The 13,052-nt window shown below is 72.9% G+C and carries 14 protein-coding genes; 7 read left to right on the top strand and 7 right to left on the bottom strand.

What is annotated here, in order from left to right; all coding sequences use genetic code 11:
• Positions 1-137: 137 nt before the first annotated feature.
• The gene (locus ACQP26_RS26305) at positions 138-848 is read right to left on the bottom strand and encodes a M23 family metallopeptidase (protein WP_269704086.1); all 711 of its coding nucleotides are present in this window, start codon (positions 846-848) and stop codon (positions 138-140) included.
• 402 nt (positions 849-1,250) lie between these two features.
• Between ACQP26_RS26305 and ACQP26_RS26300 the strand changes: the two genes are divergently transcribed.
• From ACQP26_RS26300 to sucD, 3 genes are all read left to right on the top strand, one after another.
• Positions 1,251-1,655 (top strand): cobalamin B12-binding domain-containing protein, encoded by a 405-nt coding sequence (locus ACQP26_RS26300; RefSeq protein ID WP_269704087.1) that lies wholly within the window; start codon positions 1,251-1,253, stop codon positions 1,653-1,655.
• A 422-nt stretch (positions 1,656-2,077) separates the two neighbouring features.
• Positions 2,078-3,256 carry an ADP-forming succinate--CoA ligase subunit beta gene (gene sucC, locus ACQP26_RS26295; protein WP_281579779.1) on the top strand — a complete coding sequence of 393 codons (1,179 nt, stop codon included), beginning with the start codon at positions 2,078-2,080 and terminating at the stop codon, positions 3,254-3,256.
• A 2-nt stretch (positions 3,257-3,258) separates the two neighbouring features.
• Positions 3,259-4,146, top strand: a complete 888-nt coding sequence (gene sucD, locus ACQP26_RS26290) for a succinate--CoA ligase subunit alpha (RefSeq protein ID WP_269704089.1) — start codon at positions 3,259-3,261, stop codon at positions 4,144-4,146.
• Positions 4,147-4,202: 56 nt separating this feature from the next.
• On the opposite strand, the gene ACQP26_RS26285 is transcribed toward sucD, so the two are convergent.
• On the bottom strand, positions 4,203-4,472 hold the full coding sequence (locus tag ACQP26_RS26285; RefSeq protein ID WP_269704090.1) for a DUF4190 domain-containing protein: 270 nt from the start codon (positions 4,470-4,472) through the stop codon (positions 4,203-4,205).
• 159 nt (positions 4,473-4,631) lie between these two features.
• On the opposite strand from ACQP26_RS26285, the gene ACQP26_RS26280 reads away from it, so the two are divergent.
• Positions 4,632-5,918 carry a cell division protein PerM gene (locus ACQP26_RS26280; protein ID WP_269704091.1) on the top strand — a complete coding sequence of 429 codons (1,287 nt, stop codon included), beginning with the start codon at positions 4,632-4,634 and terminating at the stop codon, positions 5,916-5,918.
• A 73-nt stretch (positions 5,919-5,991) separates the two neighbouring features.
• Here the strand turns inward: ACQP26_RS26280 and ACQP26_RS26275 are convergent, their stop codons facing one another.
• On the bottom strand, positions 5,992-6,552 hold the full coding sequence (locus tag ACQP26_RS26275; protein ID WP_433494261.1) for a DUF4190 domain-containing protein: 561 nt from the start codon (positions 6,550-6,552) through the stop codon (positions 5,992-5,994).
• 35 nt (positions 6,553-6,587) lie between these two features.
• Positions 6,588-6,884 carry a CD225/dispanin family protein gene (locus ACQP26_RS26270; RefSeq protein WP_269704093.1) on the bottom strand — a complete coding sequence of 99 codons (297 nt, stop codon included), beginning with the start codon at positions 6,882-6,884 and terminating at the stop codon, positions 6,588-6,590.
• A gap of 178 nt (positions 6,885-7,062) precedes the next feature.
• Between ACQP26_RS26270 and purN the strand changes: the two genes are divergently transcribed.
• The 3 genes from purN to ACQP26_RS26255 all read left to right on the top strand — a co-directional run bounded on the left by purN (position 7,063) and on the right by ACQP26_RS26255 (position 9,806).
• Positions 7,063-7,683 (top strand): phosphoribosylglycinamide formyltransferase, encoded by a 621-nt coding sequence (gene purN / locus ACQP26_RS26265; RefSeq protein ID WP_269704094.1) that lies wholly within the window; start codon positions 7,063-7,065, stop codon positions 7,681-7,683.
• Positions 7,680-9,254 (top strand): bifunctional phosphoribosylaminoimidazolecarboxamide formyltransferase/IMP cyclohydrolase, encoded by a 1,575-nt coding sequence (gene purH, locus ACQP26_RS26260; RefSeq protein WP_269704095.1) that lies wholly within the window; start codon positions 7,680-7,682, stop codon positions 9,252-9,254. The genes purN and purH overlap by 4 nt, the downstream gene beginning before the upstream one ends.
• 156 nt (positions 9,255-9,410) lie before the next feature.
• Complete coding sequence (locus tag ACQP26_RS26255) at positions 9,411-9,806, top strand: hypothetical protein (RefSeq protein WP_433494260.1); 396 nt, start codon at positions 9,411-9,413, stop codon at positions 9,804-9,806.
• Positions 9,807-10,028: 222 nt separating this feature from the next.
• On the opposite strand, the gene ACQP26_RS26250 is transcribed toward ACQP26_RS26255, so the two are convergent.
• Genes ACQP26_RS26250 through ACQP26_RS26240 form a run of 3 tightly spaced genes read right to left on the bottom strand, consistent with a single transcriptional unit; the run spans position 10,029 to position 13,041 of the window.
• Complete coding sequence (locus ACQP26_RS26250) at positions 10,029-11,057, bottom strand: ABC transporter ATP-binding protein (RefSeq protein WP_269704097.1); 1,029 nt, start codon at positions 11,055-11,057, stop codon at positions 10,029-10,031.
• Entirely contained in the window at positions 11,041-12,078 is a 1,038-nt protein-coding gene (locus ACQP26_RS26245; protein ID WP_433494259.1) for an ABC transporter ATP-binding protein, read from the bottom strand. Before ACQP26_RS26245 ends, ACQP26_RS26250 begins: the two co-directional genes overlap by 17 nt.
• A 6-nt stretch (positions 12,079-12,084) precedes the next feature.
• Positions 12,085-13,041, bottom strand: a complete 957-nt coding sequence (locus ACQP26_RS26240; protein ID WP_269704099.1) for an ABC transporter permease — start codon at positions 13,039-13,041, stop codon at positions 12,085-12,087.
• Between the last annotated feature and the right edge of the window lie 11 nt (positions 13,042-13,052).

Raw genomic sequence — 13,052 nt, 5'->3', positions numbered from 1 at the left:
GCGTCCGGCTCGGTCGAAGAGACGATCATCGGCTCGCGTGTTCCCGCTCACACTCGCCGGTGTGACGTGGCAGACATCGGCACAGACGAAACCGCCCGGACCATACGATCCGGGCGGTGACGGGGCGGTACGGAGCGTCAGGACGCGGCTACGTCGCTGTAGAACTCCTCGAGCTCGAGCTGGATGTTCACGCCGCGGTCCTTCAGGAACGCCACCGGGTCCTGCGGCTGGCCCTTGACATGGATCTCCAGGTGCAGGTGGGAGCCGTAGGAGTGGCCGGTGTTGCCGACCAGGCCGAGCTGGTCACCGGCCTTCACCTCCTGGCCCTCCTTGACCGTCACCGCGGAGGAGTGGCCGTAGATGGCCTCGCTGCCGTCGGAGTGCTTGACGATGACGGCGTAGCCGTAGCCGCCGAACCAGCCGGCCTTGGTGACGGTGCCGGCGTGGACCGCCTTGTAGGGCGTGCCCTCCGGGGCGACCAGGTCGACGCCGGTGTGCAGCTTGCCCCAGCGCATGCCGTACGGGGACTTGAAGTCGTAGCCGTGCAGCGGCAGGAGCCATGGGTCCTGCTCGGTGGCCTTGCTGTCGGAGCGGTCGGAACGGGAGGCGGTGTCCGCGCTCTTGCCACGGTCGGCGGCGTCCTGGCTGGCGACCGAGGCCTGCCGGAGCTCGTCGAGGACCGACGGGTTGACGCTCTTGGCGTCGGGGAGGGCGTTCGCGCCGATGGCGACGATGCCGGCGCCGACGAACGCGGTGGTGACCACCGCGGCGTAGCGGCTCCGCGGGGGCGTGGGTACGCGGCGGCGGCCGCGATAGCGATCGGGCTCAGACGACAGGCGCTGGCGCACGCACACCCTCCGTTGTCGGGGATCCGATGCGACTCCGGACCGTTCGGTGAAGCTCTGTCGAACCTCCGGTGTCGCGTCGTCACCCGTCCGTGGACCTGATGACAACCGTGGACACGTTAGCCAACCGCCACTCCTGTCACAAGCCGAAGCGCCGAAATGCTGATTCGTTATGTCCAATTCCATCCGACCTTGTCATATCTCGTGCCGCCGGTCGGGTGGCTTGTCGACTGCCCATTCGTCGCGGACAGTGACCGAACGGCGGAGGTGTCCGGCTTTCCGCGTACCCGGGTGGGCGGTAGGGGCCTGGCTCGAATGTGGGAAGGTCCGGCCCGGCTTCCCGCCTCCCGTCCGGCCGGGTTACCGTTCGTTCAGGTCAGGAGTGCCGGTGAAAGGTGTGCGCAGATGAGCTCTCGTATCCGGGTCGTCGTCGCGAAGCCCGGCCTGGACGGCCACGACCGGGGGGCGAAGGTGGTCGCCCGCGCCCTGCGCGACGCGGGCATGGAGGTCATCTACACCGGCCTGCACCAGACGCCCGAGCAGATCGTCGAGACCGCCATCCAGGAGGACGCGGACGCGGTCGGCCTGTCGGTGCTCTCCGGCGCGCACATGACGTTGTTCAAGCGGGTCGTCGAACTGCTGACCGAGCGCGAGGCCACCGACATCGTGGTGTTCGGCGGCGGCATCATCCCCGAGGCCGACATCCCGGAGCTGGAGCGGCTCGGCGTCGCGAAGATCTTCACCCCGGGTGCCACCACCGGGTCGATCGTCGAGTGGGTACGGGAGAACGTGGCCCAGCCGGTCGGCTGACCGCCGCGTTTCCGGCCCCGGGCACGGGGGAGGGGCCGGACGCACCCCTCACACGTCCGGCCCCTCTATGCACGATGCCCCGCCGCCACCCCTCGACCGACAGGGCATCGGCCGCTCCCGTCGTCGCGCTTGACCAGCGCGCCGACATCACACTCAACGACGCCCCCGACGGGCGGTTACGCCCCGGCCCGGACATCCCCCGGACGGCTGACGCCCGCGCGTGCCGGCGCGGTCGCGACCGGCCCGGCCGGGTCCGGCCTGTGCATTACCGCACACACCGCACCCGCTCGGTTGCCGCCGGTTCCCATCTCGTTAGGCTGCGGCAAATGGCCTGTCTGTTCTGATGACAGGCGTCAAACTGATTTTCCGAAGCTGGTGGCGGCGCGACGGCGCGCCGCGGAGACGGGACGGGACGCGCAAACGTGGACCTGTACGAGTACCAGGGGCGGGACCTGTTCGAGCGGCACGGCTTGCCCGTGCTCGCCGGCGGCGTCGCCACGACCCCGGAGGAGGCCCGCGCGATCGCCGAACGCCTCGGCGGCCGGGTGGTCGTCAAGGCGCAGGTGAAGGTCGGTGGCCGCGGTAAGGCCGGCGGCGTGAAGCTGGCCGAGGGCGCGGAGGAGACGGTGGCCCGGGCCACCGACATCCTCGGCATGGACATCAAGGGTCACACCGTCCACAAGGTCATGATCACCGTGACCGCGGACGTGGCCGAGGAGTACTACTTCTCATACCTGCTCGACCGGGCGAACCGCACGTTCCTCTGCATCGCCAGCGTCGCCGGCGGCATGGACATCGAGCAGGTCGCGGCCGAGACGCCGGACCGGGTCGTGAAGGCGCCGATCGACGCCAACACCGGCGTGGACGAGGCGAAGGCGCGCGAGATCGTCAGCGCGGCCGGATTCCCGGCCGAGATCGCCGACCAGGTGGTCGAGGTCGCGGTCAAGCTGTGGCAGGCGTTCGTGGCCGAGGACGCCACGCTCGTCGAGGTGAACCCGCTGGCCACCACCAAGGACGGCAAGCTGCTGCTCCTGGACGCCAAGGTCACCCTGGACGAGAACGCCGGGTTCCGGCACCCGGACCACGAGGCCCTGGTCGACCAGGCGTCGGTGGACCCGCTGGAGCAGGCCGCGAAGGCCAAGGACCTCAACTACGTCAAGCTCGACGGCGAGGTCGGCATCATCGGCAACGGCGCGGGCCTGGTCATGTCCACGCTCGACGTGGTCGCGTACGCGGGCGAGCGGCACGGCGGCGTCAAGCCGGCCAACTTCCTCGACATCGGCGGCGGCGCGAGCGCCGAGGTGATGGCGAACGGCCTGGAGATCGTCCTGTCCGACCCGTCGGTCAAGAGCGTCTTCGTCAACGTCTTCGGCGGCATCACCGCCTGCGACGCGGTCGCCAACGGCATCGTGCAGGCGCTGGCGCTGCTGGAGCAGCGCGGCGAGAAGGCCACCAAGCCGCTCGTCGTGCGCCTCGACGGCAACAACGCCGAGGCCGGTCGGGCGATCCTCGACGACGCGGCCAACCCGCTGATCCAGCGGGTCGACACCATGGACGGCGCGGCCGAGCGGGCCGCCGAGCTGGCAGCTGCGGGGGTCTGACAATGGCTATCTGGCTGACCAAGGACTCCAAGGTCATCGTGCAGGGGATGACCGGTTCCGAGGGTTCCAAGCACACCCGGCGGATGCTCGCCGCCGGCACCAACGTGGTCGGCGGTGTCAACCCGCGCAAGGCCGGCACCACTGTCGACTTCGACGGCACCGAGCTGCCCGTCTTCGCCTCCGTCGCGGACGCGATGAAGGAGACCGGCGCGGACGTCACTGTCATCTTCGTACCGCCGCAGTTCACCAAGGCCGCGGTCGTCGAGGCGATCGACGCCGGCATCGACCTGGCCGTGGTGATCACCGAGGGCGTGCCGGTGCACGACACCGCCGCGTTCTGGGCGTACAACCAGTCCAAGGGCGAGCGCACCCGGATCATCGGCCCGAACTGCCCGGGCATCGCCTCGCCGGGCGCCTCGAACGCCGGCATCATCCCGGCCGACATCACCGGCTCCGGCCGCATCGGCCTGGTCAGCAAGAGCGGCACGCTGACCTACCAGATGATGTACGAGCTGCGCGACATCGGCTTCTCCACCTGCGTCGGCATCGGCGGTGACCCGATCATCGGCACCACCCACATCGACGCCCTGGCCGCCTTCGAGGCGGACCCGGAGACCGACGCGATCGTCATGATCGGTGAGATCGGCGGCGACGCCGAGGAGCGGGCGGCCGAGTTCATCAAGGCCAACGTCACCAAGCCGGTGGTCGGCTACATCGCCGGCTTCACCGCCCCGCCCGGCAAGACCATGGGTCACGCCGGCGCGATCATCTCGGGCTCGGCGGGCACCGCCGACGCCAAGAAGGCAGCGCTGGAGGCGGTGGGCGTCAAGGTCGGCAAGACCCCGACCGAGACCGCCAACCTGATGCGGGAGCTCATGTCCGGCCGCTGAGCGGTCGTGCGAGACGCCGAGAGGGCCGACCGGGGAACCGGTCGGCCCTCTCGCGTTCAGCGATACCAGTACGGGTAGTACGAGTTGCCCCGGGCGCGCACGATGGCGCTGGCGACGATGTTGATCACACCGAACGCGATGCCCAGCCAGCCGAGCAGCTGCGACTTGCCGTTGCGCCGGGCGTCGCGGATCGACAGCGCGCCGAAGACGATGCCGAGGACGCCGCAGCAGAACAGGCCGAAGACTATGCCGAGGACGCCCCAGAGCGTGGTCCGGTCCCGGCCGACGGCCGGTGGCGGCGGGGGCGGCGGATACGGAGCGTGCACGGCTTCCTCCGAGCGGTCGGCGCCGCGACGGAAACGGACGCGTCTGAGGCCGAGGCTAGACCGGATCACCGCCGCGGGGCCGGGGTTCGCGCGAACTCGCCACGCTGCCGACCCGGTATCGGACTGCCGTCCTTCCCGCGGCGTGCCAGAGTAGACACGATGTCACGCGTCACCCCTGACCAGCCCCGCCGTCCGGCCACCGGTCCCCCCGCCGGCTCCCGGCCGCCCGGCCGTGCCCGCCCGGCCGCGCGGGTGCCCGCGCCCCGACCGGGTGAGGAGCCCCGCAGCCGGGCTCCCCTACCGGTCGCCGCCGGGGTGGCCGCGCTCTGGGCGGCGCTGACCTCCTGGCTGCCGGTCTCCGTCGTGCTGGGCCTCGCCCAGCTCAGCGAGGACGCCGGCTCGTTCGGCGGCGCGCTGCGCGCCGGCCTGGCCGGCTGGCTGCTCGGCCACGGGGTGCCGCTGGGCACCACCGCCGGGCCGCTCGGCCTGGCGCCGCTCGCACTCAGCGTGCTCGCCGTCTGGCGGCTCACCCGCGCCGGGGTGCACGTCAGCCGGGCCGTCGGGGCGCGCGGTGGGGGCTCGCCCCGCCAGGCGCTCACCGTCGCGGTCGCCGTCGGCATCGGGTACGCGCTGCTCGGCGCGCTCGCCGCGTTCGCCGTCGACGTGGGCGGCCTGCGGGTCTCCCCGGTGACCGCCGCGTTCACGTTCGCCGCGTTCGGCGTACCGGCCGCTCTGGTCGGCGCGCTGCGCACCACCGGTGTGTGGGCGCTGCTGGCCGCGCGCTGCCCGCCGCCGGTGCGCGACGGCCTGCGTACCGGACTGGTCGCGGCGCTGCTGTTGTGCGGCGCGGGCGCCGGCGCGGCCGGGCTGGCCGTGGCCACCGGCGGCGGCGACGCGGCCGACATGATCGGGGCGTACCGGACCGGGGTGGCCGGCCAGGCGGGCATCACGCTTGTCAGCCTCGCCTACGCGCCGAACGCGACCGCCTGGTCGGCGAGCTACCTGCTCGGTCCCGGGTTCGCGGTCGGCACCGACACCGCCGTCCGGACGAGCGAGGTGTCCGTGGGCGCGCTGCCGGCCGTACCGCTGCTGGCCGGCCTGCCGCGTGGCCCGATGGACGGGCTGGGCGGCGCGCTGCTCGCAGTGCCGGTGCTGGCCGCGATGGCGGCCGGCTGGCTGCTGGCCCGGCGGCTGCTGCGCGCGGCCGCCGAGGAACGGGCCGAGGTCCGCTGGCCGGCGCTGCTGCTGCCGGCTGTGCTCGCCGGGCCGGTCGCCGGCGCGCTGCTGGGGCTGTTCGCGGCGGCCTCCGGGGGATCGCTCGGCGGTGGCCGGCTGGCGGAGGTCGGGCCCTCACCGTGGGCGGTGGCCGTGGTGGCCACGCTGGTGATCGGGGTGGGCGCGGTGCTCGGCGCCGCCGCCACCCGCACGCTGACCCGCACCCGCTGACGCGCCGCCTCCGGGGGCGGGATACGCGTCAGGGGCGCCCACCGGTCGGTGGACGCCCCTGGACGGCGGACGATCAGGGCTGGGCCGGCAGGCTGAGGTTGGCGAAGATGCCCAGGATGATCAGGACGATGCCCAGGCCGGCGCCGATCGCGCCGCAGATCAGACCGGTCTTGGCCTGACCGTCGTTGTTGGCGAGCCCCTGCGCGGCCTTCTGGCGGCCCAGGTAGCCGGTGACGGCCGCCGCGATACCGAGCGGGATGCCGAGGTAGAAGCAGCAGACCATCGGGATCGAGGCGATACCGAGGATCATGGACACGAGGCCCAGCGTGTTGTTCGGGGCCTGGCCCGGACCGGCCGGGTAGCCGGCGCCCGGATACTGCGGCGCGGCGCCGTACGGCTGCTGCTGCTGCTGCGCGTACGGGTCCTGGCCGTAGGCGGGCTGACCCGAGGTGGGCTGGCCGTACGGCTGGCCCGAGGTCGGCTGCTGGCCGTACTGCGGCTGCTGCCCGTACGGGGGCTGCTGGCCGTACTGCGGGGCCTGCGGCGGCGGGGCGTACGGGTCGTGCGGCTGAGCGGTCGGGTCCTGGTTCGGCTGCTGGCCGTACGGGTCCTGTCCGGGGTAACCGGGCTGCATGTCTGGGTGCTCCTCAGATCGGTTCGGGTTGTCGGTCAGTTGCTGCCGCTGTTGCCGGCGAGACCAGCCAGGCCGCCGAGGAGGCAACATCCCACCACGATGACGCCGATCCAGATCAGACCGACGATGAGGGCCCACTTGGACCACTTCTTGGACTCGGCTGCGGCGGCCTGGGCGCCGGCGTAGTCACCCTGCTGGATCAGCGGGTTGACCTTTGACGCGTTGATGATGGCCGGGATCGCGAGCGGCCAGAACAGGAAGATCGCGACGATGGACATCGTCATGTTGTTGTCGATCTGCTGCGGCTGCTGCGGGGGGTATCCGGGCTGCATGGGACGTACTCCTCGGTCCGGCGGCACGCGGCGTGCCGGGTTCACTGGGGGTGCGGGCCGGGCACGGGGCCGGACACCGGGCGACCGGCAGCGTACCGCGACCACGCCATCCGAGAGGTCACCCGATGAGCCGCCGCCCCGCGGCCGAGCCGCCTGACCTGCCCGATAGGGTTGCCCGGTGACCGAGCCCGCGTCCGTCGCCCGCCTCGTCGTCCTCGTCTCCGGTTCCGGCAGCAACCTCCAGGCGCTGCTGGACGCCACCGCCGACCCCGCCTACGGCGCCCGGGTGGTCGCCGTCGGCGCCGACCGGGACGGGATCGCCGGCCTGGACCGGGCCGCCGCAGTTGGCGTGCCGTCCTTCGTCGAGCGCGTCAAGGACCACCCCACCCGCGACGACTGGGACAAGGCGCTCACCGCGCGGGTCGCCGAGCACCGGCCCGACCTGGTCATCAGCGCCGGCTTCCTCAAGCTCGTCGGCCCGGAGTTCCTGGCCGCGTTCGGCGACCGCTACCTCAACACGCACAACACGCTGCTGCCGGCGTTCCCCGGCATCCACGGCCCCCGCGACGCGCTGGCGTACGGCGTGAAGGTCACCGGGGCCACGCTGTTCTTCGTCGACGCCGGGATGGACACCGGGCCGATCGTGGCCCAGGTCGCCGTGCCGGTGCTCGACGACGACGACGAGGACACGCTCACCGAGCGCATCAAGTCCGCCGAGCGGCGCCAGCTCGTCGAGCAGGTCGGCCGCCTGGTCCGTGAAGGCTGGACGATCACCGGAAGAAAGGTCACCATCCCGTGAACGCCACTGAGGACGCCGGTCGCCGCCCGATCCGGCGCGCGCTGGTCAGCGTCTACGACAAGACCGGCCTGGTCGAGCTGGCCCGCGCCCTGCACGAGGCCGGAGTCGAGATCGTGTCGACCGGGAGCACCGCGTCGACGATCGCCGGCGCCGGGGTGCCGGTGACGCCGGTCGAGCAGGTCACCGGCTTCCCGGAGATCCTCGACGGGCGGGTCAAGACGCTGCACCCGAAGATCCACGGTGGCCTCCTGGCCGACCTCCGCAAGGACGCGCACGCCGCGCAGCTCGACGAGCACGGGATCGCCGGCATCGACCTGCTGGTCTCCAACCTCTACCCGTTCCAGGCCACCGTCGCCTCCGGCGCCGACACCGACGAGTGCGTCGAGCAGATCGACATCGGCGGTCCGGCGATGGTGCGGGCCGCGGCGAAGAACCATGCCTCGGTGGCGGTGGTGACCGACCCGGCCGCGTACCCGGCGGTGGTGGCCGCGCTCGCCGAGGGCGGCTTCACGCCGGCCCGGCGCCGGGCGCTGGCGGCCCGTGCGTTCGCCGACATCGCCGACTACGACGTGGCGGTGGCCGACTGGTTCGCCACCACCGTGGCGCCGGCCGAGGACGGCTGGCCGGAGTTCGCCGGGCTGGCGCTGCGTCGCCAGGCGGTGCTGCGGTACGGCGAGAACCCGCACCAGGCGGCGGCGCTCTACACCGACCCGGGCGCGCCGGCCGGGCTGGCCCAGGCCGAGCAGCTGCACGGCAAGGAGATGTCCTACAACAACTATGTCGACGCGGACGCCGCCTGGCGGGCCGCGAACGACTTCCCGGACCAGCCGGCGGTGGCGATCATCAAGCACGCCAACCCGTGCGGCATCGCTGTCGGCGCGGACGTGGCCGAGGCGCACCGCAAGGCGCACGCCTGCGACCCGGTCTCCGCGTTCGGCGGCGTGATCGCGGTGAACCGGCCGGTCGACGCGGCGCTGGCCGGCCAGGTCGCGGAGATCTTCACCGAGGTGCTGGTGGCGCCCGGCTTCGACGAGGACGCGCTGGATCTGCTGCGGGCAAAGAAGAACCTCCGCCTGCTGCGGGCGCCCGAGTTCGCGGTGCGGCCGGCGGAGTGGCGGCAGGTCAGCGGCGGCGTGCTGGTGCAGTCGCGGGACGCCGTCGACGCGCCGGGCGACGACCCGTCCGGCTGGGCGCTCGCGACCGGCGACCCGGCCGACGAGGCGACGCTGCGCGACCTGGCGTTCGCCTGGCGGGCGGTCCGCGCGGTCAAGAGCAACGCGATCCTGCTGGCCCGCGACGGCGCCACGGTCGGTGTCGGCATGGGACAGGTCAACCGGGTGGACTCGGCGCGGCTGGCGGTCAGCCGGGCCGGTGACGAGCGGGCCCGCGGCTCGGTCTGCGCCTCGGACGCGTTCTTCCCGTTCGCCGACGGCCCGCAGATCCTCATCGACGCCGGGGTGCGGGCGATCGTGCAGCCGGGCGGCTCGATCCGGGACGAGGAGACCATCGCGGCCTGCAAGGCGGCGGGCGTCACCATGTACCTGACCGGGACCCGGCACTTCTTCCACTGACCGGCCCCGCCGGGAAGCCTCGGCCCCGGGTGCGTCCGTCGTTCACGCGACAGGCGCACCCGGGGCCGTGCCGTTGCCCGGCGTCGGAGGCGGTTGCTAGCGTGTGCGCGGCGACGATCGAGCGTCTCCGCTGTCTGTGAGCCCGGCAGGTGTGCCATGCGTGTTCGCGACCGGTTGACCGCCGTCGTCGTCACGCTGGCGCTCGTCCTGGCCGGCCTGGGCGTGGCCGTCGCACCCGCCGCTCCGATCGTCGAAGGCGTTTTCCCCGTCGCGCCGTCCGCTTCCGCCGCTGCCTCGGCGAGCGGAACGAGCCCGGTCGGGCTGCGTGCCGCGTACCCCGAACGGTCCTGGCCGGAGCTCGCCGCCGGGCCGTGGCACGACCACGGCGGCGGCCTCGGCTACGCCGACGGACCGGACGACCTGGCCCCGGCCGCGCTTCCGCGCGCTGCCGGTCCGGTCGTGCCGGAGCCGGTCGTGCCCGCGCCCCGGCCGCCGGTCGTGCCGCTGCCGCCGCGCGGACCGCTCGCCGCGCGCGCCCCGCCGGCCGCCTGAGCCGCACCGAACCCGCAGCCCGCACCGGGACGCGCGCTCGCGCCGCACCGGAACCCGCCGCGTCGACCCGGCGGTTCCGCCGCGAGCTGCCGCCCACCGGTACGGCGGCGCGCCTCACGCCGCCGGTCCGGCTCGGGTTCGCCCCGGGTCCGCCGTCCGCACGCGTGCCCGCATCGAAGGCCTCGTCCCCACTTCCTCCGGGGGACGGGGCCTTCGTCGCGCTCACGTCTCGGTGCGGACCTCGGCGAAGTGGCAGGCGCTGGGGTGCGGGTCCGCCGCGCGGGGCACCGCCTGCGGGTCCTGCGTCGCGCAGACCTCCTCGGCCTTCCAGCAGCGGGTCCGGAAGTGGCAGCCGGACGGCGGCTCGGCCGGGCTGGGCACGTCGCCGGTGAGCCGGATGATGGTCCGCCGGTCGCGGGCCTCCGGGTCGGGCACCGGCACCGCGGACAGCAGCGCCTGGGTGTACGGGTGGGTCGCGCGCTGGTAGATCTGCTCCTCGGTGCCGATCTCCACGATCCGGCCCAGGTACATCACCGCGACCCGGTCGGAGATGTGCCGCACCACCGACAGGTCGTGGGCGATGAAGATGTACGACAGCCCCAGCTCGTCCTGGAGCTGTTCCAGCAGGTTGATCACCTGCGCCTGGATGGACACGTCGAGCGCCGACACCGGTTCGTCGCAGACGATGATCTCGGGACGCAGCGCGAGCGCCCGGGCGATGCCGATGCGCTGGCGCTGGCCGCCGGAGAACTGGTGCGGGTAGCGGTTGACGTGTTCCGGGTTGAGCCCGACCACGTCCAGCAGCTCCTGCACCCGCTGCCGCCGGCTGCGCTTCGGCGCCGCCTCCGGGTGGATCTCGAACGGCTCGCCGATGATGTCGCCGACCGTCATGCGCGGGTTCAGCGAGGTGTACGGGTCCTGCATCACCATCTGCATGTTCCGCCGCAGCCGGCGCAGGTCGGCACCGCCGGCCCGGAGCAGGTCGCGTCCCTCCAGCGTGACCCGCCCGGCGGTGGGCGTCTCCAGGCGCATGAGCAGTCGCGCCAGCGTGGACTTGCCGCAGCCGGACTCGCCGACCACGCCGAGCGTCTCGCCGCGCCGCAGCTCGAACGAGACGCCGTCGACCGCCTTGACCTGGCCGATCGTCTTCTTGAACAGCACGCCCTGGCTGATCGGGAAGTGCTTGACCAGGTGGTCGACGGCGAGGATCGTCTCGCCGCGCACCTTGGCGGGCTCAGCCGTCGCGGTCATCGTGCACCTCCTGGGCGAAGTGGCACGCGCTGGTCCGTCCGTCGCCGAGCACCAGGTCGTGCGGCACCTCGTCCACACAGACCGGCTGGACGTACGGGCACCGGGGGTGGAACGGGCAGCCGGACGGGATCGCCATCAGGTTCGGCGGCAGCCCGCGGATGCTGGACAACGCCTGGCCGCGCACGTCCAGGCGCGGGATCGACTCCAGCAACCCCTTGGTGTACGGGTGGGCCGGCGCCCGGTACAACGCGTACACGTCGGCGTGCTCGACGATCCGGCCCGCGTACATGACCGCGATCCGGTCCGCGACCCCGGCGACCACGCCCAGGTCGTGGGTGATGAGGACGAGCGCCATGCCGAGGTCGCGGCGCAGGTCGGCCAGGAGGTCCATGATCTGCGCCTGCACGGTGACGTCCAGCGCCGTGGTCGGCTCGTCGGCGATCAGCACCTTCGGGTCGAGCGCCAGCGCCATGGCGATCATGACCCGCTGGCGCATGCCACCGGAGAACTGGTGCGGGTAGTCGCCGAGCCGCTTCGCCGCGGCCGGAATCCGGACCAGGTCCATCAGCTCGACGGTGCGCTTCCGGGCGTCGGCCCGCGACATCCCGGCTCGCTCGCGCAGCGACTCGCCGATCTGCCAGCCGACCGGAAAGACCGGGTTCAACGCCGACAGCGCGTCCTGGAAGATCATCGCGATCTCGGCGCCGCGGATCTGCCGGCGTTCCTCCTCCGGCCGGGTGAGCAGGTCCCGCCCCTGGTAGAGGATCTGCCCGGCGCGCACGTACGCGGGCGGGGTGTCCAGGATGCCCATGATCGCCTGGGCGGTGACGGACTTGCCGGAGCCGGACTCGCCCAGCACCGCGAGCGTCTCACCGGCGTCCAGGTGGTACGTCACCCCGTTGATCACGCGGGCCACGCCCTCGCGGGTGCGGAACTCGACGTACAGGTCCCGTATCTCCAGCAGGTGCCCGCCGGGCGGGGTGGGTGAGGCCGGCGTGGGCCGGACCGCGTTCTGCGTCATGAGAAGTCACCGGAGCTTCGGGTCGAAGGCGTCGCGGATCGCGTCGCCGAGCATGATGAAGGCGAGCACGGTCAGGGCGAGGAACGTCGACGGCACGATCAGCGGCGTCGCCGACTCCCGCATGTGCACCCGGCCGGCGTCGATGTCGATGCCCCAGGAGATGGTCGGCGCCTTCAGCCCGATGCCGAGGAAGCTCAGTGTCGCCTCGGCCGCGATGAACGACCCGAGCGCGATGGTGAGCACCACGACGGCCGGGGCCAGCGCGTTCGGCAGGATGTGCCGCCACATGATCCGGCCGTTGCCGGCCCCGAGCATCCGGGCGGCGGCCACGTAGTCCTGCTCCCGGGCGGTGATCACCGAGGACCGGACCACCCGGGCCGCCGTGGTCCAGCCGAGCAGCGCCAGGACGAGGATCACCGCGAACAGCCGTACCGTGTCGCCGCTCGTGCTGACCCGCTTGAGCAGCACGATCGCGGCCAGCAGCAGTGGGATGCCGAGCACGATGTCGATCACCCGGGACAGCACCGCGTCGACCCATCCGCCGAAGTAGCCGGCGACCATGCCGACGACGAGCGCGATCACGCCGGTGATCAGCGCCGAGAACGCGCCCACGAGCAGTGAGGCGCGGGCGCCGTAGACCGCCCGGGCGAACGTGTCGCAGCCCTGGAAGTCGTACCCGAAGATCGCCCCGCCGGACGGCCCGGCGTGCTGCCGGGACAGCACGCAGTCGCGTGGGTCGTTCGCGGCGAACAGCCCTGGCGCCACGGCCATCGCGGCGACCAGCACCACCAGGAACAGGCTGATCCAGAAGACCGGGTTGCGGCGCAGGTCCCGCCAGGCGTCACCGGCCAGGCTGCGGGCCCGGTCCGGCCGTCCGGCCCGGCCGGGCGTGCCCGGTTCGCCGGACACGCCGCGCCGCGCGGCCTGGTTCTCCGTCGCCGCCACCGTCTCGAAGTCGCTCACTGCGGCACCTC

Source organism: Micromonospora sp. CA-248089 (genome assembly GCF_050948515.1).
Lineage (GTDB): Bacteria > Actinomycetota > Actinomycetes > Mycobacteriales > Micromonosporaceae > Micromonospora.
Note: the sequence above shows the minus strand (reverse complement) of the source record. Positions and strands in the feature narration are given on the sequence as shown.